The organism is Bradyrhizobium sp. F1.4.3 (assembly GCF_040548375.1).
Classification (GTDB): domain Bacteria; phylum Pseudomonadota; class Alphaproteobacteria; order Rhizobiales; family Xanthobacteraceae; genus Bradyrhizobium.
Genome location: NZ_JBEPRN010000013.1, coordinates 39,248 through 59,231, shown reverse-complemented (window position 1 = coordinate 59,231; position 19,984 = coordinate 39,248). Strand labels below are relative to the sequence as shown.

At 65.3% G+C, this 19,984-nt stretch carries 19 protein-coding genes and 1 riboswitch; of the genes, 8 read left to right on the top strand and 11 right to left on the bottom strand.

Features of this window, described 5'->3' with window-relative positions:
- Positions 1-67 precede the first annotated feature (67 nt).
- Positions 68-856, top strand: coding sequence for an MOSC domain-containing protein (locus tag ABIB73_RS27225; RefSeq protein WP_354228968.1), 789 nt, complete (start codon positions 68-70; stop codon positions 854-856).
- Positions 857-1,069: 213 nt separating this feature from the next.
- Here ABIB73_RS27225 and ABIB73_RS27220 read toward each other — a convergent pair whose 3' ends face one another.
- Positions 1,070-1,726, bottom strand: a complete 657-nt coding sequence (locus tag ABIB73_RS27220; protein ID WP_354228966.1) for a TIGR02594 family protein — start codon at positions 1,724-1,726, stop codon at positions 1,070-1,072.
- 215 nt (positions 1,727-1,941) lie between these two features.
- Here ABIB73_RS27220 and ABIB73_RS27215 point away from each other — a divergent pair, with 215 nt between their 5' ends.
- Complete coding sequence (locus ABIB73_RS27215; RefSeq protein ID WP_354228964.1) at positions 1,942-2,805, top strand: alpha/beta fold hydrolase; 864 nt, start codon at positions 1,942-1,944, stop codon at positions 2,803-2,805.
- A 108-nt stretch (positions 2,806-2,913) separates the two neighbouring features.
- Here ABIB73_RS27215 and metW read toward each other — a convergent pair whose 3' ends face one another.
- Both metW and metX read right to left on the bottom strand, forming a co-directional pair.
- Entirely contained in the window at positions 2,914-3,576 is a 663-nt protein-coding gene (metW, locus tag ABIB73_RS27210) for a methionine biosynthesis protein MetW (protein WP_354228962.1), read from the bottom strand.
- A 2-nt stretch (positions 3,577-3,578) separates the two neighbouring features.
- Entirely contained in the window at positions 3,579-4,781 is a 1,203-nt protein-coding gene (metX, locus tag ABIB73_RS27205) for a homoserine O-acetyltransferase MetX (protein ID WP_354228961.1), read from the bottom strand.
- 93 nt (positions 4,782-4,874) lie between these two features.
- Positions 4,875-4,954: riboswitch (SAM riboswitch) on the bottom strand.
- A 216-nt stretch (positions 4,955-5,170) separates the two neighbouring features.
- Between metX and ABIB73_RS27200 the strand changes: the two genes are divergently transcribed.
- The 3 genes from ABIB73_RS27200 to ABIB73_RS27190 are packed head-to-tail and all read left to right on the top strand — an operon-like array spanning position 5,171 to position 8,084.
- On the top strand, positions 5,171-6,019 hold the full coding sequence (locus ABIB73_RS27200; protein WP_354228959.1) for a chorismate mutase: 849 nt from the start codon (positions 5,171-5,173) through the stop codon (positions 6,017-6,019).
- A 35-nt stretch (positions 6,020-6,054) separates the two neighbouring features.
- Entirely contained in the window at positions 6,055-7,152 is a 1,098-nt protein-coding gene (locus ABIB73_RS27195) for a pyridoxal phosphate-dependent aminotransferase (protein ID WP_354228957.1), read from the top strand.
- Positions 7,149-8,084, top strand: a complete 936-nt coding sequence (locus ABIB73_RS27190; RefSeq protein ID WP_354228955.1) for a prephenate/arogenate dehydrogenase family protein — start codon at positions 7,149-7,151, stop codon at positions 8,082-8,084. The genes ABIB73_RS27195 and ABIB73_RS27190 overlap by 4 nt, the downstream gene beginning before the upstream one ends.
- A 117-nt stretch (positions 8,085-8,201) precedes the next feature.
- Here ABIB73_RS27190 and ABIB73_RS27185 read toward each other — a convergent pair whose 3' ends face one another.
- From ABIB73_RS27185 to ABIB73_RS27175, 3 genes are all read right to left on the bottom strand, one after another.
- Positions 8,202-9,773, bottom strand: coding sequence for a hypothetical protein (locus ABIB73_RS27185; protein ID WP_354228953.1), 1,572 nt, complete (start codon positions 9,771-9,773; stop codon positions 8,202-8,204).
- 284 nt (positions 9,774-10,057) lie between these two features.
- Entirely contained in the window at positions 10,058-10,279 is a 222-nt protein-coding gene (locus tag ABIB73_RS27180) for a hypothetical protein (protein ID WP_354228951.1), read from the bottom strand.
- Between the two features lie 133 nt (positions 10,280-10,412).
- Complete coding sequence (locus ABIB73_RS27175; protein ID WP_354228949.1) at positions 10,413-11,597, bottom strand: DUF2125 domain-containing protein; 1,185 nt, start codon at positions 11,595-11,597, stop codon at positions 10,413-10,415.
- Between the two features lie 110 nt (positions 11,598-11,707).
- Between ABIB73_RS27175 and ABIB73_RS27170 the strand changes: the two genes are divergently transcribed.
- Positions 11,708-12,319, top strand: a complete 612-nt coding sequence (locus ABIB73_RS27170) for a gamma-glutamylcyclotransferase (protein WP_354228948.1) — start codon at positions 11,708-11,710, stop codon at positions 12,317-12,319.
- On the opposite strand, the gene ABIB73_RS27165 is transcribed toward ABIB73_RS27170, so the two are convergent.
- From ABIB73_RS27165 to ftsE, 4 genes are all read right to left on the bottom strand, one after another.
- A complete protein-coding gene (locus ABIB73_RS27165; RefSeq protein ID WP_354228946.1) occupies positions 12,316-13,089 on the bottom strand; it encodes a lysophospholipid acyltransferase family protein in 774 nt (257 codons plus the stop codon). The two genes, ABIB73_RS27170 and ABIB73_RS27165, sit on opposite strands and share 4 nt — an antisense overlap.
- 11 nt (positions 13,090-13,100) lie before the next feature.
- On the bottom strand, positions 13,101-13,805 hold the full coding sequence (locus ABIB73_RS27160; RefSeq protein WP_354228945.1) for a YdcF family protein: 705 nt from the start codon (positions 13,803-13,805) through the stop codon (positions 13,101-13,103).
- A 145-nt stretch (positions 13,806-13,950) separates the two neighbouring features.
- Positions 13,951-14,919, bottom strand: coding sequence for a cell division protein FtsX (locus ABIB73_RS27155; protein WP_354228943.1), 969 nt, complete (start codon positions 14,917-14,919; stop codon positions 13,951-13,953).
- Positions 14,912-15,571, bottom strand: a complete 660-nt coding sequence (ftsE, locus tag ABIB73_RS27150) for a cell division ATP-binding protein FtsE (protein WP_354228941.1) — start codon at positions 15,569-15,571, stop codon at positions 14,912-14,914. The genes ABIB73_RS27155 and ftsE overlap by 8 nt, the downstream gene beginning before the upstream one ends.
- Before the next feature lie 190 nt (positions 15,572-15,761).
- Between ftsE and ABIB73_RS27145 the strand changes: the two genes are divergently transcribed.
- The gene (locus ABIB73_RS27145; protein WP_354228939.1) at positions 15,762-16,646 is read left to right on the top strand and encodes an MJ0042-type zinc finger domain-containing protein; all 885 of its coding nucleotides are present in this window, start codon (positions 15,762-15,764) and stop codon (positions 16,644-16,646) included.
- Positions 16,647-16,694: 48 nt separating this feature from the next.
- Positions 16,695-17,069: a response regulator gene (locus ABIB73_RS27140; protein ID WP_354228937.1), complete on the top strand. Its 375-nt coding sequence runs from the start codon at positions 16,695-16,697 to the stop codon at positions 17,067-17,069.
- 251 nt (positions 17,070-17,320) lie between these two features.
- Here the strand turns inward: ABIB73_RS27140 and ABIB73_RS27135 are convergent, their stop codons facing one another.
- Positions 17,321-19,948 carry a TIGR02302 family protein gene (locus ABIB73_RS27135; RefSeq protein WP_354228936.1) on the bottom strand — a complete coding sequence of 876 codons (2,628 nt, stop codon included), beginning with the start codon at positions 19,946-19,948 and terminating at the stop codon, positions 17,321-17,323.
- Between the last annotated feature and the right edge of the window lie 36 nt (positions 19,949-19,984).

Below are 19,984 nucleotides of genomic sequence, written 5' to 3'. Positions count from 1 at the left end.
GTGATCACAAATTCGTGCGCTAACGGTCCTGCTTGGCGGGGCCCGGTCGAATCCCCTAAGTAGCGTCATGACAGCCAGCCAGACCGCCGAGATCACCGGCCTCTACCGCTACCCGATCAAGGGTCTCACGCCGGAGCCCCTGCCCCGCGTTCCCCTGCGGACCGGCCAGACCCTGCCCGCCGACCGCCGCTACGCCATCGAGAACGGCCCAAGCGGATTCGATCCCGAGCAGCCCCAGTGGAAGCCGAAAATCCAGTTTCTGATGCTCGCGCGCAATGAGCGGCTGGCGTCCCTCGACAGCCGGTTCGACGAGGCGACCAACCGCCTGACTATCCGAAAGGACGGCCAGGTCGTCGCCAGCGGCGATCTCGAGACCGCCGCCGGGCGCTCGGCGATCGAGGACTATTTCACGGCGAATTTTCAGCCCGAACTGAAAGGGCCTCCGAAGCTGCTGTCCGGCCGCGACCACAGCTTCTCCGACGTCGCCCGCAAGGTCGTGTCCATCATCAATCTCAACAGCGTTCGCGCCATCGAGACCATGCTCGGCGGGACCGCCGTCAATCCCCTGCGCTTCCGCGGCAATCTTTACGTGAAGGGCTGGCCGGCCTGGTCCGAGCTCGACCTCGTCGGCCAGACGCTGGCGATCGGCGCAGCCCGGCTGAAGGTGGTCAAGCGCATCGTCCGCTGCCCGGCCGTCAACGTCGATCCCGGAACCGCCAAGCGCGATCTCGAAATCCCGCCGACGCTCTCGCGCAACCTCGGCCACATGGACTGCGGCATCTATGCCGAGGTGATCGCCGACGGCGAGATCGGCGTCGGCGATACGATCGCGGTGGAAGCGCCGAAGCTGGTGTGAGCTTCGTGGCTCCTCTCGTCGTCCCGGACAAGCGAGCGAAGCGGAGCGCTGATCCGGGGCCCATAACCTCAGGGAGTGGTTTGGCGAAGACTCGTGGTTACCAACTCGCGCAACAATGCAAGCCTGTGGTTATGGGTCCCGGATCTGCGCTGACGCTTGTCCGGGACGACAATCTCGTTTGATGAGAGGGCCCCTTCGCCGGGCCAACCCACTTCAGTTCGGCATCACATACGCATAAATCCGGCCGCGCGAGATCGGCGCCTCGCGGACGCGGTTGCCGTTGTTGCCGGAGATCATGATCGGATTGCCCTGCGCGTCGACGCCGGTGATGATGCCGACATGGCCGCCGCCGCGCCGTCCCATCACGGCGATGGCACCGACCTGCGGACCGGAGACGCGCGTTCCGTAATGCGCGAACGAGTTCGCCATGTCGGAGCCGGTGCCCTGATGGCCGGTGTGCTGAAGCACCATGTTCATGAAGCGCGCGCACCACAGGCTGCCGCGGCCGGTCGGATTGCCGCCGAGATAACGGCGCGCCTCGGACACGAGGCCCGATCCGCCACCGAAGCTGCTGCTCATGCCCGCACTGCCTGCGTTGGCATTCGGATCGTAGCTCGCCTGGGTGTTGGCAAACCCGCTCGCCTGCAATTGCGCCGCGCTGCGCTCGAAGCGCGAGCTGCGCGCGTGGTGCCGGTAATGATGGTATCTGTGGGCTGGGTAGACGGCGCGATGCACGTAAGCGTGACGCTCTGCGCTATGATGACGATGAGACCGTGCTGAGGCCGGAGACGAGAACGCGGCGACCGCCGCGAAGAAGAGCGCCAGCGCGATGACACAGCGCGACAGGCGAGACGCAAACAACTCGAACATTCTTCATCCTTCGTTGACACCCCCAATTCCCGTCGGCCCGCGCGGTGGCCGACATCCGTCAGGCCGTTAAGCCGCCCCATGTGGCGAGAAAAAGACGCCGGCTCGCGGAATAGCTGCGATGATCTTGTGTCGGTGCTCGTCTGATGCTGCCGCATTGCGGACAACAGCATTAACTGCAATCCTCCAAAGGCGGCTTGAAGAGAGGGAAACAGTTAATGCCCCACGCCACGACCAGGGACGACATCCGCATCTATTTCGAAGAAGCGGGTCAGGGAACGCCCATTATTTTTCTGCACGAGTTCGCGGCCGACTACACCAATTGGGAGCCGCAGATGCGCTATTTTTCGCGCGGCCACCGCTGCATCACCTATTCCGCGCGCGGCTACACGCCGTCGGATGTGCCGGTTGGTGAGGTCTACAGCTTCACGCATTTCTACAGCGATGCGCTCGCTGTGCTCGATCATCTCAGGATCGATCGCGCGCATCTCGTCGGTCTCTCGATGGGCGCTTACTCTTCGCTCCAGATCGGACTGAACGCGCCGCAGCGCGCGTTATCGATGACACTCGCCGGCGTCGGCTCCGGCTCGGAGATCGAGAACCTCGACAACTGGCGCAAGCAGTGCCGCGCCAATGCCGAGCAGTTCGAGACGCTCGGCTCCACTGAAGTGGCAAAAGTCACGCGCGAGGCGCCGAGCCGAATTCCCTTCCTGGTCAAGGACCCGCGCGGCCACGCCGATTTCTATGCCGCATTGGCGCGGCACGATGCCGGGGGATCGGCCAATACGATGCGCGGCTTCCAGGGCGGCCGGCCCTCGATCTACACGATGACGGATGCGATCAGGAAGGTGGCAACGCCTGCACTGATCGTCTGCGGCGACGAGGACGACCCCTGCGTCGGGGCGAGCCTGTTCCTGAAGAAGCATCTGCCGGCCGCGGGCCTCGCGATGTTTCCAAAGTCGGGCCACGTGCTCAATCTCGAGGAGCCCGCGTTGTTCAACGAGAGCGTGGAGCGATTCATCACGCTTGTGGAAGCGGGGCGATGGCCGGTGCGCGATCCGCGGTCGGCGGCGACGCATTAGCACGAAGGCGTCACCTCGCACTCCGTCATTGCGAGCGTAGCGAAGCAATCCAGAATCCCATCGCGGAAAGACTCTGGATTGCTTCGCTACGCTCGCAATGACGAGAAACTATTTCCCGCCGCCGCGCGTCAGCAGAAACACGCCCTGCTCGCCGAACAGATTCCACACCCACCACGGCATCCGCAGCCGCAGTGGACGGCCGTAGAGGTCGAGCGCCTCGGCGCGCTCCATCTTGACGTGGATAGCGTCGCAGAGCTCGACGAAATCCTTGATGGTGCAGAAATGGATGTTGGCGGTGTCGTACCAGCTTGCCGGCAGATTCTCCGTGCGCGGCATGTGACCGCCGACCAGGAGCTGGAGCCGCATCTTCCAGAAGCCGAAATTCGGGAACGACACGATGGCGCGGCGGCCGATGCGCAAGAGGTTCTCCAGCACGACCTTGGGCTGTCGTGTCGCCTGAAGCGTCTGCGACAGGATCACATAGTCGAAGGCGTCGTCGGGATAGTTGACGAGATCGGTGTCGGCGTCGCCCTGCACCACCGCGAGGCCCTTGGCGACGCAGCGGTTGACGCCCTCGCGCGACAGCTCAATGCCGCGACCGTCGATGCCCCGGGTCTCCAGCAGTTGAAGCAGATCGCCTTCGCCGCAGCCGACATCCAGGACCTTCGAGCCGGGCTTGACCATCTCGGCGAGCAGCAAATGATCGGCGCGAAAATGGCCGGACCGGTCAGCCGCGAGGCCGCCCAGCGGCAGCACTTCCTGTACAGACATCGCTAGCCGTCCTTGCTGGTGAGCCCGCGCGCCTTGCCCGCCGATTGCAGGAAGGCGCGGGAGATATCGAAGAATTCGGGAACATCGAGCAAGAAGGCGTCGTGGCCGCGATCGGTCTCAATCTCGGCAAACGACACCCGCGCGCTCGACGCGTTCAGCGCATGCACCAGCGCGCGCGATTCCGAGGTCGGGAACAGCCAGTCGCTGGTGAAAGAGACTACGCAGAAGCGGGTCTGGATTCCGGCGAACGCTTTTGCCAGCACGCCGCCATGGTCGGCGGCGATATCGAAATAGTCCATCGCGCGCGTGAGGTAGAGATAGGTGTTGGCATCGAACCGTTCGACGAAGGACGAGCCCTGGTAGCGCAGATAGCTCTCGACCTGGAAATCAGCGTCGAACGAGAAGGTCGGCAGTTCGCGATCCTGCATGCGCCGGCCGAATTTCCGGTGCAGCGCCGCATCCGAGAGATAGGTGATGTGCCCGGCCATCCGCGCCACCGCGAGGCCGCGATGCGGATGCGTCGCCTGATCGACATAGCGCCCACCATGCCAATCCGGATCGGCCATGACCGCCTGCCGGCCGAGCTCGTGGAACGCGATGTTCTGCGCCGAATGGCGCGTGCTGCACGCGGTCGGAAGTGCGGCGAACACGCGCTTGGGATAGGCCGCGGTCCATTGCAACACCTGCATGCCGCCCATCGAGCCCCCGACAACGCAGAGCAGCGTCTCGATGCCGAGGCGATCGAGCAGCATGGCCTGCGCCCGCACCATGTCGGGTATCGTAATGATCGGGAAATCCAGCCCCCACACCTTGCCGGTTGCCGGATTGGTCGAGGCCGGGCCGGTCGAGCCCATGCACCCACCGATCACGTTCGAGCAGATGATGAAGTACTTGTCGGTATCGAGCGGGCGGCCGGGGCCGACCATGATTTCCCACCAGCCCGGCTTGCCGGTCAGCGGATGCACATTGGCGACGTGCTGGTCGAGCGTCAGCGCATGGCAGATCAGGATCGCGTTGGAGCGGTCCGAATTGAGCTCACCGTAGGTCTGGTAGGCGATCTGGAACGGGGTGAGATCGACCCCGCAATCGAGCCGAAGCGGCTGGTCAGCGCCGAAATGCGCGACGAGCGAACTCGGATGATCCACCTCGTGCGACCGTTCGTCGGCACTGATCGCGGGACTTGGAATCGACTTGACGCCAACCATCTCTGACCATCGTCCTCGTTTGCGATCGGACTTCAGATCGCCACTGACATCAGGCCATGAAAAACCCGGCCTGAACGATAGGTTCGGCCGGGATCGAAAACGTCCCCGGCCTGTTTAGCGAGTTTTTTAACGTGGCTGCAAGCCGGCCGGCTCAAATGACCACGGAACAGGCAAAATGTAGTGGCTTGGAGTGTTTTCGTCAAGTCACGGTCCGGATTAACCAAAATCCGCTCTGCATCGTCAGCCCAACAGGCCCTATTTCCCTTTGCATTTCTCTTTGCTTTCACCGTCCATCCTGCCTAATCAGGACGTCGATCGCAGCGGATCCGACCTTACCAATCTCCTTGGCCGATCCGCATTGGAACGCCTCTCAACAGCCTATGTCAGATATGTCCCAACGCCCGCCCGCGCCACCATCGTTGCAGGAATTGCGCAAGGAGATCGACGCGATCGACGAGGGCATGCATCGCCTGCTGATGCAGCGCGGCGACATCATCGACCGCCTGATCCAGGTGAAGCAGACCCAGGAGGTCGGCTCCGCGTTCCGCCCGGCACGCGAGGCCGCCATGATGCGTGACCTCGTGCAGCGTCATCGCGGCATCCTGCCGCTTGACACGGTCGAGAGCATCTGGCGCGTCATCATCTCGACCTTCACTTACGTCCAGGCGCCATTCGCGGTGCACGCGGACGTCTCGGTGAGCGAGCCCGCGATGCGCGATTCCGCGCGATTCCATTTCGGCTTCACCGTGCCCTACGTCGCGCATTTCAGCGCACAGGCCGCAGTCGAGGCGGTGGCGAAATCCAAAGGCGATCTGGCGCTGGTCTCGGCGACCTCGAGCCGCACGCCGTGGTGGCTGTCGCTGGAGGAGCCCGGCGCGCCCAAGATCATCGCGCGGTTGCCCTTCGTCGAGCGTGCCGACCATCCGGCCGCGCTGCCCGTGTTCGCGGTCTCGCGCGTCGCCGACAGCGCCCTGGTGACGGAGGTCGAGACCTTCAGCGTGCGCGTGTCGGGGTGGAACGCCGAGGTCGCGCGGGCGCTATCGCCGCTCGCCGAGATCGTGGCGGTCCCCGATACCGCCTTTGACGGCGCGGCGCTGCTGATCTCGGTCACCGCGGCAAGCAGCCTCGACAAGATCAAGGCTGCCCTGATCGAAGCGGGGGCCTCGGTGCGCTCCACGGCCCTCGTCGGCAGCCACGCAACGCGCTATACGGTGCCCCCGACCGGGTCGAAATCGTAAATCGCGAGCCTCGCCCAGCCTATCCGGAGTTGAAGATGTCCCGCCCCGTGCCGAATCCCGGCATTCTCGATATTGCGCCCTACACGCCGGGCAAGAGCCCGGTGGCGGAGCCGGGCCGCAAGGTGTTCAAGCTGTCGGCCAACGAGACGCCGTTCGGACCCTCGCCGAAGGCGATCGAGGCGTTCAAGCACGTGGCTGATCACCTGGAGGATTATCCGGAAGGCACCTCGCGGGTGCTCCGCGAAGCCATCGGCCGCAACTTTGGCCTCGACCCCAACCGTATCATCTGCGGCGCCGGCTCGGACGAGATCCTCAATTTGCTCGCCCACACCTATCTCAGCCACGGCGACGAGGCGATCTCGACCACCCACGGCTTCCTAGTCTACCCGATCGCGACCATGGCGGTCGGCGCCAAGAACGTCGTCGCGGCAGAGACGAACCTCACCTGCGATGTCGACGCCATCCTCAAGGCGGTAACGCCGCGTACAAAACTGGTCTGGCTCGCCAACCCCAACAACCCGACCGGGACCTATGTCCCGTTCGACGAGGTCAAGCGCCTGCGCGCCGGCCTGCCGTCGCACGTGCTGCTGGTACTTGACGCCGCTTATTCCGACTACGTTTCTCGCAACGACTATGAAATGGGAATCGAGCTCGTCGCCACCACCGAGAACACCGTGGTGACGCACACCTTCTCCAAGATCCATGGCCTCGCGGCGCTGCGCGTCGGCTGGATGTTCGGGCCCGAGCACATCATCGACGCGGTCAACCGCATCCGCGGTCCGTTCAACGTGTCGACGCCGGCGATGTACGCCGCGGTCGCAGCGATCGAGGACACCGCGCATCAGGCGATGTCGAAGCAGTTCACCGAGACCTGGCGCAACCGGCTCACCGAGGAGATCACCAGGCTCGGGCTGAAGGTGACGCCGGGCGTCGCCAATTTCGTGCTGATCCACTTCCCGACCGACAAGGGCAAGACCTCCGACGACGCCGACGCCTACCTCACCAAGCGGGGCCTGGTGCTGCGCGGGCTGAAGAATTACGGCCTGCCGCATGCGTTGCGCATGACCATCGGCACCGAGGAGGCCAACCGCCTCGTGGCCGAGGCCTTGCGCGACTTCATGGCCGGCAAATGAACGCGGCTGCGCACTTCCAGCGCGTCGCGCTGATCGGCTTCGGCCTGATCGGCGGCTCGATCGCGCGCGCTGCAAAACTCCAGGGCTTAGCCTCCGAGATCGTCACCACCGCGCGCTCGGAAAAGACACGTGCGCGGGTGCTCGAGCTCGGCATCGTCGACCACGTCGTGGCGACCAATGCGGAAGCCGTGAAGGATGCCGATCTCGTCATCCTCTGCATTCCCGTCGGCGCCTGCGGGCCGGTGGCACAGGAGATCGCCGGCTATCTGAAGCCCGGCGCGATCATCTCCGACGTCGGCTCGGTCAAGGGCGCGATCGTCAGGGACATGGCGCCGCATCTGCCGCAGGGCATCCATTTTATTCCGGCGCACCCTGTCGCGGGCACCGAGCATTCGGGGCCGGATTCCGGCTTCGCCGAGCTCTTCATCAACCGCTGGTGCATCCTCACCCCGCCGGAAGGCACCGACGCTGCCGCGGTCGCACATCTACGCGCCTTCTGGGCCGCGATGGGCGCCAAGGTCGAGGTGATGACGCCGGATCATCATGATCTCGTGCTCGCGATCACCAGCCATTTGCCGCATCTGATCGCCTACACCATCGTCGGCACCGCCGACGAATTGCAGCAGGTGACGGAGTCGGAGGTCATCAAGTTCTCCGCCGGCGGTTTCCGCGACTTCACCCGCATCGCGGCGTCCGATCCGACGATGTGGCGCGACGTCTTCCTCGCCAACAAGGAGGCCGTGCTGGAGATGCTCGGCACCTTCACCGAGGATCTGGCAAAACTCACCCGCGCGATTCGCCGCGGCGACGGCGAGGCGCTGTTCGACCACTTCACCCGTACCCGCGCCATCCGCCGCGGCATCGTCGAGATCGGCCAGGATTCCGCTGCGCCCGATTTCGGCCGGCCGCATGCGGAGCTGAAGAAGCAGTAGCGCTCGAATAGCCCGGATGGAGCGCAAGCGTAATCCGGGACTCCGCCTGCCGCATCGAAGAACCCCGGATTACGCTTCGCTCCATCCGGGCTTCTACGAGTCCGCGTGGCTTAGTGCCTAGAACGGGTAGTAGCGGATCTGCGTCATGACGATGTTGTCGTCGGTCTTCGGCGCGCCACCGACGCCAGCGAAGGCGAGACGCTGTGTGTAGGAATACTGCACGCCTGCTTTGAGCGTGCCGTAATTGCCCTGGTAGATGGTGTCGTAGATGCCGGCGGTGATCTGTCGAACTTCCTTTGTGTTGCCGTTGCAGCTCGCAGCCGGCGTGTTCTCGGTGAAGCAGCCGGTGTTGTTGTAGAGCGGATTGCCATAGCCGAAGGGCACCGATCCGACGTTGGCGAAATTGGCCTTGGCTTTCTCCAGGCCCGCATAGCTGTAGATATCGAGGCTCGGCGTTGCGTGCCAGATCAGGCCGACCGCGGCGGCCGTGATCGTCAGCGGCAGCACCGTGCCATCCTGCGCCACCGCCGCGTCGGGGAACGGCGTCGCCGTGAAGCGTCCGAGCACGCCGTGCGCACCGTAGAGCTGAAGATCGAGGGTCTTCGGAATCAGCTCGGCAAAGACGTGGCCACCGAAGCTGCCGGTGTCGTAGCTGTGGTTGGTGGAGTTGAAGCGATCGAACAGCTGGCGATAGAGCGCCCAGGCCTCGACGTGCAGCTTGTAGGGCCCAAGCCTTGGATCCCACGCCGCCTTGACGGTGACGTCAGGCACCTGGTTCAAGCTGACATTGTTGAGGTTGTTGAAGAAGCTGCCGCCCGGCCCGGTCAGATTGACCTGAAGGTTCGGGTTGAGCACGCCCTGCGGGCCGACCGCCGGCGTGCCGACCGTCGGCACGTTGCCGCCGAAGAAGGCGGTCTGCGGATTTTCGACGGACGCGGCGATCTTGAACTCGGGCCCGATATCCTGCCAGACGCGGAAACCGGGCTGCCGTGCCGCGAGGAATCCCGGGACCAATTCGAAGTCGATTACACCCGGCGCATCGATACCGCGGGGATCGATGCCCGCCTTGCTCGGTGTGTTGAGGGACCACGATTGTCCAGCGAGGAAGTGAAGGCCGAGATCGCTTCGGTCGACCTCCACGCTGAGCTGGCGCATGCGCGGGTTGAAGGAGTTGGTCGTCACGGAGTTCGCCGTCTGCGCCGCACCTTCGAAGTCGATTTCGCCATAGCCCGCCAGATGCGTATCGGCATCGACGTTGCCCTCGGCGAGCACCGAGAACCTGCTCTGGCGCGCTGAGAAGCGCGTTTCCGGGAAGTAGTAGTTCCTGCTCTGCGGATAGGGGATGAAATTGTAGATCGATCCGGTGTCCGAGGCGAGATTGCGCGACCGGTAGATGCCGGTGAGATCGACCCAGCCGCCAAATGTCAGCGTAATACCCTTGTAGCAGACCTTGCCGGCCGCACATGGATCGACGGGAAGAGCCTTGTAGGTCGCCGGCAGTGGAACGGCTTTCGACTGCGCCGCTTCGACCTGACGCGTCTTACGTGCCTCCGAATCCACCCGCTGCTGAAGCTCCTTCAGCCTGGCCTTCAGCGACTCGATTTCGGTTGAGACATTGTCGTCGGCATGCGCCTGCCCTGAACAGGCAGCGAGAATGCCCAGCATCAGTCCGTAATTGATGATCCGCACGTGAACCTCCCTCCACTTGGGAAGCAGGTCCGATTGGTCGCGCCTGCTCCGGCGCATGCATGCTTCCCTGGTGTGGAGTGATGTGAATGAGGCTGCGGTTATTCTCGGCGACGCTGGCTTTCTGCATCACGTTTTCCTGACGGTCATATTCGGAATTTTCTCGCTGCCTGGCCGATCCGCACGCGCGCGATTGTCGCGCACAGATTCGACAGCGCGCATTGGGCCCGGCCGGGGCATGACCGGGCCCAACTCCGCATGCGCAACGTTTCGGGTCGACGACGGCTCTATTTGCCCTTGGTCGTGCGGATCACCGTGGGGCGCGGTGATTTCGCGGAGGGCACGTACGCCATCGTATCGCGCGTTGCGGGGCTCGCGAGGTTGCGGTCGCCGTTCGGATACTGGGCTTCAAAGGCAGCCGGCTCCTGCGACTGCCACTGCGCGAGCGCGGGCGTCGCGAGTGCGGTCGAGACGGCGATGGCGGCAACGAACAGCTTGGACTTCGTCATGGAATTCTCTCCTGCCTGAGTGGACCGCCTCATCGTGCGGCCGACAAGGAGAGAGACTGGGTTTTGCGGCTCCGCATTCCCGATGCGAAGCCATCTCACCATCACGTTGGCGCGAAGGCGCCGTGACCGCCGATCAGTAGAGCGGCGGAATCTGGCCAACCTTGACTGGGCCGAGCAGCACGGCGCCGTCGACGAACTTCAGCGGGAAGCTGCGGGCCTTCTTGCCCTCGAGCGTGCTCTCGGTGCCGATCGAGTTGATGCCGGCGGCGACGCCGGCATTGGCGTTCTGCTTGATGACCTTGCCGAGGCCGGGAACGGCGCGGTCGAGCGCGCCGAACAGACTGTTGAGGTCCTGCGACTTCACGCCGGGCGCGACGCGATCGAGCGTTGCCTGCGGCACGCCCTCTTCCAGCATCTTCTCGATGCCGAGCGCCGGGATCACGCGCTCGAGGCCGGTCACCGTCATCTGCAATTCGCCGTCGAGTCGGCCATTGGCCGAGAGGCCCAGCGTGCCGGCCGCGACCGCGATCATCTCGCCCTGCTGGATCCGCGACTGCACGATCTCGATATGGCCACCGGCGGCCTGGATCTCGCGGAAGCGCTGCGGCCATGGCTTGGGCGTCAGATCGGACAGCCCGGTGATCTTCGCGCGCGTATCGGCCTCGAACGGCTCGGCGAGCAGCGGGTGCACGCCCTGGATGCTGCCCTGCGTGATCTGGAGCACGGTCTCGATGATGGGATGATCGGACGTCGATCCATCCGCGAGGCGGCCGTGCAATTCGACCTGCTTGGCGCGCGCAAGCGGCACCTGCACGCTGCCGTCGAGCCGGTTGATCGTGGGATCGTCGAACACGATGGAGGCGCGCTCCGGCACTGCCGGCAGGCCGACCACGCTGCTGCGGCCCTTGCTCCAGTTCACCGCGAAGGTGTTTTGCGTAACGCCGTCGGTCAACGTTGCCGGCGCCGAGAATTCGGCGATGACGAGCTTGGGATCATAGACCTGGGCCACGACCAGGATGTTGTCGAGCTTGGCCGTGAACGGCGTCTTGCTCGCATTCTGCGACACCAGGGCGACGCTGGCGCCGGAGCACTGGACCTCGAAGCGGAACGGGAAGCCCGCGATCGAACGCTTGGCGCAGTCATAGATGCGGCCGGACTTGGCCTCCTGCGCGCGCCAGGCGTCCGCCGCCACTTCGGCCTGCGAGGCGGCATAGAACCAGAAGCCGCTCCAGGCGACTGCGAGGAACAGGAGGAGGACGGGTGCGATGAAGAGCCCCCAACGGGAGCGCCGGCCTGCGGCAACGGTCATATCGGACATGCGGCGACCCTTTGACCCCAGATTTTGTCAAATGTAAGCGAGGTCGCCCCGCGACGAAAGGCGGAGAATTCGCTTCGCTTGGGGGCGCGGTTCTGCTAGCCGTGCCCGAAATGTCGGAAATCACCCTCCCCTCCGTCACATCAGCCAAGGGCGACCTCTGGGTGTTCGGCTACGGCTCGCTGATGTGGCGGCCGGGCTTCGAATTTAGGGAACGCGTCCCGGCGCGGCTGGTCGGCGAGCATCGCGCGCTCTGCGTCTATTCCTTCGTGCATCGCGGCACGCCGGAGCAGCCGGGCCTGGTGCTCGGGCTCGATCGCGGCGGCGCCTGCCGCGGCATTGCCTTCCGCGTCGCCGAGACAAACCGCGCCGACGTGGTGGCCTATTTGCGGGCGCGCGAACAGGTGACTTCGGTCTATCGCGAGGTGATGCGCTCGGTGTGGCTCGAGAATGATGCGCGGCAGCGTGTCTCCGCGCTCGCCTATGTCGTCGACCGCGGTCATGTGCAATATGCCGGCCGGCTGTCGCTCACCGAACAGCACCGCCACGTGCTCCAGGGCCACGGCCAGTCCGGTGCCAACCGTGACTACGTGACGGCGACCGTGAAGGCGATCGAGGCCGAAGGCTTTCGCGACACGCAATTGCATCAGCTCGCGACGATGCTGCACGGCGAAGCGCATGCACTGCGCGCTCCGGCTCCGACTGAAGACCGGGAGAATCGCTAGCCGCCGGAGGCGGCGTAACTCGGTGCGGAGCCGATCAATCGCTCCTGCTCCTTCCGCCCCGCCTCGACGATGCGGCCGGTCGCGCCCTCGATCTCGTCGCGGACGCGCGTGATGTACTCGTCCTTCGGAAGGCCCGGCGGCAGCGGATCCAGAAATTCCACCACCAGCGTTCCCGGATAGCGCATGAAGGTGCGGCGCGGCCAAAACAGGCCGGAGTTCAGCGCGATCGGCAGACACGTCACGCCGCAAGCCGAATAGATCTGGGCAAAGCCGGTCTTGTAGTCCGGCGCCGCGCCGGGCGGTCGGCGGGTGCCTTCCGGGAAGATCACGAGCTGGCAACCGCTGCGCACCGCGGCGCGCGCTCGCCGTGTCATGTCCAGCAGCGCCTTCACGCCGGCGCCGCGGTCGATCGAGATCATGCCGGTTTTTGCCAGGAACTGGCCGAAGACGGGAATGTGCATGAGCTGGCGCTTGAGGATGAAGATCGGACGATCGAAAAACGGCATCAGCGCGAACGTTTCCCAGAACGATTGGTGTTTCGCGACCACCACCAGAGGACCCGACGGGATTTTCTCGACGCCGCGGAACTCCACCTTGATGTTGCAGACCACGCGCATCAGGAACAGGCTCGCTTTCGCCCACCATCCCGCGACCGTCAGCAGCGCCCGGACCGGCATCAGGAAGGTCGGCAACGCCACGATCGCGAGGCACACCAGCACGGCGTAGAACAGCACGTTGAAGACGAGCGAACGCAGGAAAATCAGGAACATCAGCAATCCGATCAATTGGCCTGTGCGGTGGCGGGCCGCTTCGATTGCATGCCCGCAGGCTGCTCCGACACTTCGGGCGAAAGGTCAATCCCGAAATCCTCCAACCGGACCCTGAGCTCGGCGGCGATGTACTTGACATATTCCGACAGCAACAACCGCAGCGTCGAGGCCGAGGTCCACCACGGCTCCTCGCGCCATTTGTCGCCGACCACCGCGAACGGGACCAGAATAGTCTCCGGCATCGCATGCGAGAATTCCACCAGCGCGCGCGGCATGTGATAGTTCGAGGTGACCACGATCAGCGATTTGAAGCCGCGCCCCTCGGCCCAGCGCCGCGCTTCCGCCGCGTTGCCGCGGGTCGAGAGCGCGGTGCGATCGAGGTCGACGCAGCACCTCATGAAGGACTGGTTCTCCGGCAGCGTCCGGGAAATGTCGTTCGCCGTAGAGGTCGGGTGCACGCCCGAGATCAGGAGCCTTTTGCCGTAGCCGGCAGCCAGCAGCTCCATCGCATCCGACACCCGCGAGGAGCCGCCGGTGAGGACCACGATGCCGTCGGCCTTGCGGGCCGGCGCGATCTCGGCGCCGCGCAATTGCGACAGGAACGCGACGAAGCCCGCTGCTGCGCCGACGAAAACGAACGCGACCGTCGACACGACGGCCGCGCGCAGCCAGCCGCGCGGCAGGTTCGGCGATTGATCGTCGGTCGGCGAGGTCATGCGATGTCGGTGATCCCTTCCCCGGATGATTTTAAGACGTTTTGAGGCGAAGTGGAGTCCGGTTTATTCACCCTCTTCCCTTCTTGTGGGAGAAGGGAAAGAAGTGCCGCTCGGTGCGAACTCAACGCAACCTCGCTGCGGCAACTCAATCGACGTCATTCAGTGTCGCGAACAGCGTCTGGCGCGAGGCCACCGCGGTGATCGCGCCGATCAGGACCGCCTGCACCGCGAGCACGATATAGCCCGACGGCCGCAGCGAGAAGGTGCCGAGCAGCGCCGCAAACTGGTCGCCGACGGGGGTGCCCGAAAACCAGCCGGCAATCGACTCGGAGAAGCCGAACACCAGCATGGCGACACCGCCGCCGATCACGCCGCCTTCGAGGCCGAGCCTGAGGAAATGCCGCAGGAAGCGGTTGGCAATGTAGCGGTCGCCGGCGCCGACGAAATGCAGGACTTCGACGATCGGGCGATTCGCCGCCATCGCGCCGCGGGTCGCGAACGAGACCGAGATGATGGTCGCAACGATGACGAGCGCGAGGATGCCGATGCCGGCGAGCACGGTGGCGTTGGTCATCGAGCGCATCCGCTCGATCCAGGCCCGGTGATCGTCGACGCTCGCGCTTGGCGCAACCTGCGTTACACGGGCGCGCAAGGCGCCGAGATCGAGCGCCGTGCCCGGCTGCACGCGGGCGATGATCATGCGCGGCACCGGCAGGTCGTCCATCGACAGCCCGGTGCCGAGCCAGGGCTCGAGCAGCTTGCCGCTCTCCTCCTTGCTGAACGGCTTGACCTCGACGATGCCAGCTTGCGCGCGCATCGCTTCGGTTACGGCAACGGTGTCGCGCTCGATGTCGCGTCCGGATTGCGGACGGACCTGGATGGTGATCTCGCTCGCGACATCCGACTGCCATTCGGCGGCGGAGGCACTGACCAGCAGCACCGTGCCCGTGGTCATCGAGGCGAGGAAGGTCATGATGGCGACGACGGCGACCAGCGCGCGGCCGTGGATCGAGGCGCGCGGCACGATCGGCGACATGTTGCGCGCCCTGGCCGGAAGCTGCGGACGTTCCTGTCCGAGGTCGACCAGCACGCCGCGCTCGTCAGTCCTACTCATAGACGTGCAATCGTCCCTGGTGCAGCACGAAGCGGCGCGCCTCGTACTGATCCATCAGCGCGATGTCGTGGGTCGCGATGATGACGGCGGTGCCGGACTTGTTGAGCTCGATGAAGAGGCGCAGCAACCTTCGCCCGAGCGTCGGGTCGACGCTTCCCGTTGGCTCGTCCGCGAGCAGGAGCTGCGGCCGCGAGATCACCGCGCGCGCGATCGCCGCGCGCTGCTTCTCGCCGCCCGACAGGATCGGCGGCAGCGCATCCATGCGCTCGCCGAGTCCGACCCATTTCAGGAGGTCGATGACCTCCTTGCGATAGCTCGACTCGCTGCGCCCCATCACGCGGAACGGCAGCGCCACGTTCTCATACGTCGTCATGTGGTCGAGCAAGCGGAAATCCTGGAGCACGATGCCGATGCGCTTGCGCAGGTCCGCGATCTCGTCCTTGCCGAGCTGCGAGATGTCGTGGCCAAACAGATTGACGAGGCCGCGCGTCGGCCGATGCGACAGGAACAACAGGCGCAGCAACGACGTCTTGCCGGCGCCGGACGGGCCGGTGAGGAACTGGAAGGAACGCGCCGGGATCTGGAAATTGAGGTCGCGCAGAATCTCCGGCCCCAGACCGTAACGCAATCCGACATTTTCGAACCGAACCAAGCTCAGCTCCGTTCGAGAGGGGACGCGGCGCGCGCCGCGAGGTTTCGCCGCATGCGATCAAGGGGTTGTGCGACCGTTATGGTTTCCGGTTCGTTAACGGTCGCCCTGTAGCATCCTCGGTAGCCTCCTTGGCGCCCGGTTCTGAGCGACTGGGTCATCGCCAAGATTCTCCATGCATCAAGGCTCGTCCATGCATATCGTCTGCCCCCATTGTACGACATCCTATGCCATCAAGCTTGCGAGCCTTGGGGCCAACGGGCGGACGGTGCGCTGCTCCCGGTGCAAGGAGACCTGGATGGCGCGTCCCGAAGATGCCATCGAGGAGGTCCCCGTGCCGGCCATGGCGGCGGTAAGCCAGGCCGACGACCAGGCCGACCTCGCCGAACAGTGGAACTCCTACGCCAAGGACGACAGCGTGGCCGAAACCCCGGAGGTCGAGAGCCCCTCGATCGCCAGCGACTGGCCGACCGAGGACGCCGGGGAAACCGAGGACGATTGGTCGACGGCGGCCCGCTCCGCCGAGGACGACCTCACCGGCGACGGCGTCGAGCACAGATCCTGGTTCCAGGGCCTGTTCCGCCGTCGCGGCGCGCGGGTCAGCCGCCCGGCTGCCACCAGGGCTCCGCGAAAATCCTATTTCGGCCTGCCGACCGCCTGCGCCGCCATGGGCGCGCTGGTGCTGGCCCTGGTGATCTGGCGCGGCGATATGGTCCGGCTGCTGCCGCAGACGGCAGCGTTCTACAAGATGGTCGGGTTCGAAGTTAATCTGCGCGGGCTGGCCTTCAAGGACGTCAAGCTCTCGAGCGAGACCGTGGACGGTAAGCAGGTGCTGGTGATCGAGGGCGTGATCGTCGGCCAGGGAAAGAGGCCGCTCGATATCCCGCGGCTGCGATTTGCGGTGCGCGACGCGCAGGGTGCCGAGATCTACGCCTGGAATACGGTGCTGGAGCAAACCGTGCTGCAGCCCGGCGAGCGCGCCTTCTTCAGGTCGCGCCTGGCTTCGCCGCCGCCGGAAGGCCGCAATATCGACGTTCGTTTCTTCAACCGGCGCGACATCGCCGGCGGCAGCGTATAATCGGCTCCGCCGGGTCCCGCGCGGGAGGTTGGTCCTAAGGTAAGTCTCATGCCGAAAGTCTTGATCGCCGACGACGAGGATTCGATGCGCCAGCTGGTGGCGCGCGCCATCGCCATGGACGGCCACGAGATCGTCACCGCGCAGGACGGCGCCGAGGCGCTGGAGATCCTGACTCGCGAGGACGGCGCATTCGATCTGCTGCTCACCGACATCCAGATGCCGGTGATGGACGGCATCGCGCTGGCGCTCTCCGCCGCACGCGATTTCCCCGACCTGACCATCTTGCTGATGACCGGATATGCCGACCAGCGCGAACGCGCCTCGAATTTGAACGCGCTGGTGCACGACGTCGTGACAAAACCGTTCTCGGTCGCCGACATCCGCACCGCGGTGGCGGATGCGCTCGCGGCGAAGAAGGGGTAGCGGGGGACGAACTCGCAGCATCTTTTGGAGTGGGCAGGAGTCCTGCCACGACAACACTGGTGTCGTCCCGGCGAAGGCTGCGACCCATACCGCGTGATCTATCCGTTAGCGATTGACCGCAGTACGGGCGACGAGTCTTCGCCAAACACCTCCCTGTGGTTATGGGTCCCGGCCTTCGCCGGGACGACATTGGGGAGGCATCGCGCTTCAATGCGCGTTAGGGCGACTCGGACGCCAACGCCTGACCGCCTCTAAAAATCCTTCAGCAGCCGCTCGATATAGTCGAGCTCGATCTGCGGACGCGAGGGGTCGCCGAGGCGGCGGCGGAGTTCTTCGAGGATGCGGCGAACGCGCTGGACGTCGATCTCGCCGGGGATCTTGACCGTGTAATCGTCACCGAATTCGCGGCCGTGCAGCGGGCGGCCGAGCGGGTCGGTCTGGTTGCCGCCGCTCTGCTGGCGGCCGGCGCGATTGCCGGGACCATCGCCCTGGCCGTCGCCGTCGCCCTGCTGCATCGCTTCCGCCATTTTCTGCGCACCCTTGCGCATCGCATCCAGCGCCTTGCCCTGGGAGTCCACGGCGCCGTCGGCATTGCCATCGCCGAGCTTCGAACCGGCATCGCCCATGGCGCCGTCGGCGGCGTCGAGCCCACCGTCATCATCGCCCTGGTCAGCGTCCTGATCGCCATCCTGGCCGGGCTGTCCCTGGTCGCCTTGCTGACCCTGTTGCCCCTTCTGTCCCTGCTGGCCTTTCTGACCCTTCTGCGCGAGGCCGCGCTTGGCCATTTCGTCCTGCAGCTTCTTCAAGCGGTCGCGCAGCGCCTGCTGGTCCTGCTGGAGATCGGACATCGACTGATCACCCGGCTGCTGCTTGCCGCGCATGCGGTCGCGCCGGGAGTCCTGACCCTGCTTGTAGGTCTTGTCGCGCAATTGCTGCTGCTTGCGGATCATGTCGCCGAGCTCATTCAGCGCCTGCTCCATGTCGCTCTCGCCAGACTGCCCCGGCTGCGCCATCTGTAGGCCCTCCAGCATCTGCTGGAGCTGGTCGAGCAACTGCTTGGCGGCATCCTTGTCGCCGGAGCGTGACAGGCGCTCCATGCGGTCGATCATGTTCTGGAGGTCCTGCTGGCGCAGAATCTTCGTGTTGGGATCAAGCGGACGAGCGAGCTGCTGGCCATCCTTGTTGTTGCGGAACTGCTCGGCGAGCTGGCGCATGAAATTATCCAGCGCCGCCCGCAGATCCTGCGTGAGCTTCTTGATCTCCTCGTCGCTGGCGCCGCGCTCCAGCGCCTGCTTGAGCGCGTCCTGCGCCGCGCGCAGCGCTTTCTCGACGTCGGAGATGTTGCCGTCCTCGATCGTCACCGCGAGCGCCCACAGGCTTGCCACGACCTCGCGCATGGCGTCGTCGGTGCGCGCCGCCTCGAGCTGCCGCGCGACGCTGTAGAGGCCGAGATACTGCCCTGTCTCCGGCGTGAACAATTCAGGCGCGATCATCAGCGCGTCGAGCGCGGCGTAGACGTCGGAATTCCTGTTGGCGTCGAGCGCGAGGATGCGGCGCTGCTCGATCAACGCGCGCGCGAGCGGCTTCGTAAACAGCCGCTCCGGCAGCCGCATATTGAACGGCTCGCTTTTCGCCTCATTGCCGGCCTCGTCCTTGGCGGTGAGCGTCAACGTAACATCGGCGCCGGCATAGGGATCCTCGCTGAGATCCTTGACCGTCTGACCGACACCGTTGCGGGTGCGCGCGTTCGGCAGCACCAGCGGAAACTGCGGCGGCTGGAACAGCGGCCGCGCGGCGGCCTTGGCATCGCCGTCCTTGCTGCCGTCTTTTGCGTCGTTGGAACGCGGAGCAATTTGCGCCTCGGCACCGGTGACGCCGTAATCGTCCTCGATCTTGTAGACGAGCTGGAGCGCGCCGCGCGCCTGGCGCTCCGGATCCTTGGCGAGTGCAATCGTCGGCGGACGGTCCGGCGTCGCCGTGAATGCCCATTGCGGCTGGCCCGAGGGCGCACGGACGTGCGCAGTGCCATCGCCGGTGATGGTAAAATGCTTCTCGTTGGTGCCCTTGGGCGTGGCTTCAGCGGGCGCGACTTCCTTGAGGCCGCCGGAGACGGCAACATCGAGGCTGCCGCCGGAGGAGCGCACGATCAGGGTCGAGCCGGCAGGAACGCCGAGCGGGCCGCTGGCGGGCAATGCCGCGGCCTCCTTGTTGGCGGCCGACAGGATGACCGGCGGCTTTCCGGTGTAGAGCGGCGGGGTGACCCAGGCGTCGACGCGAACGTTCGTGGGCGCCAGCACGCCGTTCCAGTCGAACGCGGCACCCAGTCGCATCGCGCGCTCGTCGCCGGCGGCGAAGAAGGTCGCGACCAGCATCACCATGACCAGCGCGCGCAGCGCCCAGGGGTCATGGATGGCAAGCCTCGGCTGCGGCAATCCGGCACGGATGCGCTTGAGCGAGGCCAGCGTGCGCTCGCGCTGTGCCTGCCAAAGCGCTTTCGCGACCGGGTCCTGCGAGGTCAGGGTGTCCGTGAGCGTGGTGGCCGGGCGGTGGCGGATACCCGAGCCGCGGTCGAGCCGCGCGAGCGCCTGCTCACGCCTCGGCCAGCGAAAACGAACCAGGGGGAACAGGGCGGCGGCGGCAAGGCCGGCGAAAATAACGAGACCGATGGCGCGGAGGACGGACGGGAGTGCCAGCCAGAGACCGGCCCAGGACACCACCAGGAACAGGCCGACGACGGTCAGAACACGCGCCAGATTCGGCCAGGCACGCTCCCATGCGATGGCATAAGTCGCCCGATCGAGGGCCTGCGCCAGCTTCAGCCGCGACAGAGCGTCACTGTTGCGGATCGGGTCTGACGGGTCGGGGGTGACACCGTTCAATCAACTCTCCAAGTTACCCGGCAGAGCGAAGCGTAT

What these genes read in the sequence shown, in the direction of transcription:
- ABIB73_RS27225 (WP_354228968.1), top strand. Translation starts at nt 68, where the DNA reads ATGACAGCCAGCCAGACCGCCGAGATCACCGGCCTCTACCGCTACCCG.
- ABIB73_RS27220 (WP_354228966.1), bottom strand. Translation starts at nt 1,726, where the DNA reads ATGTTCGAGTTGTTTGCGTCTCGCCTGTCGCGCTGTGTCATCGCGCTG.
- ABIB73_RS27215 (WP_354228964.1), top strand. Translation starts at nt 1,942, where the DNA reads ATGCCCCACGCCACGACCAGGGACGACATCCGCATCTATTTCGAAGAA.
- metW (WP_354228962.1), bottom strand. Translation starts at nt 3,576, where the DNA reads ATGTCTGTACAGGAAGTGCTGCCGCTGGGCGGCCTCGCGGCTGACCGG.
- metX (WP_354228961.1), bottom strand. Translation starts at nt 4,781, where the DNA reads ATGGTTGGCGTCAAGTCGATTCCAAGTCCCGCGATCAGTGCCGACGAA.
- ABIB73_RS27200 (WP_354228959.1), top strand. Translation starts at nt 5,171, where the DNA reads ATGTCCCAACGCCCGCCCGCGCCACCATCGTTGCAGGAATTGCGCAAG.
- ABIB73_RS27195 (WP_354228957.1), top strand. Translation starts at nt 6,055, where the DNA reads ATGTCCCGCCCCGTGCCGAATCCCGGCATTCTCGATATTGCGCCCTAC.
- ABIB73_RS27190 (WP_354228955.1), top strand. Translation starts at nt 7,149, where the DNA reads ATGAACGCGGCTGCGCACTTCCAGCGCGTCGCGCTGATCGGCTTCGGC.
- ABIB73_RS27180 (WP_354228951.1), bottom strand. Translation starts at nt 10,279, where the DNA reads ATGACGAAGTCCAAGCTGTTCGTTGCCGCCATCGCCGTCTCGACCGCA.
- ABIB73_RS27175 (WP_354228949.1), bottom strand. Translation starts at nt 11,597, where the DNA reads ATGTCCGATATGACCGTTGCCGCAGGCCGGCGCTCCCGTTGGGGGCTC.
- ABIB73_RS27170 (WP_354228948.1), top strand. Translation starts at nt 11,708, where the DNA reads ATGTCGGAAATCACCCTCCCCTCCGTCACATCAGCCAAGGGCGACCTC.
- ABIB73_RS27165 (WP_354228946.1), bottom strand. Translation starts at nt 13,089, where the DNA reads ATGTTCCTGATTTTCCTGCGTTCGCTCGTCTTCAACGTGCTGTTCTAC.
- ABIB73_RS27160 (WP_354228945.1), bottom strand. Translation starts at nt 13,805, where the DNA reads ATGACCTCGCCGACCGACGATCAATCGCCGAACCTGCCGCGCGGCTGG.
- ABIB73_RS27155 (WP_354228943.1), bottom strand. Translation starts at nt 14,919, where the DNA reads ATGAGTAGGACTGACGAGCGCGGCGTGCTGGTCGACCTCGGACAGGAA.
- ABIB73_RS27145 (WP_354228939.1), top strand. Translation starts at nt 15,762, where the DNA reads ATGCATATCGTCTGCCCCCATTGTACGACATCCTATGCCATCAAGCTT.
- ABIB73_RS27140 (WP_354228937.1), top strand. Translation starts at nt 16,695, where the DNA reads ATGCCGAAAGTCTTGATCGCCGACGACGAGGATTCGATGCGCCAGCTG.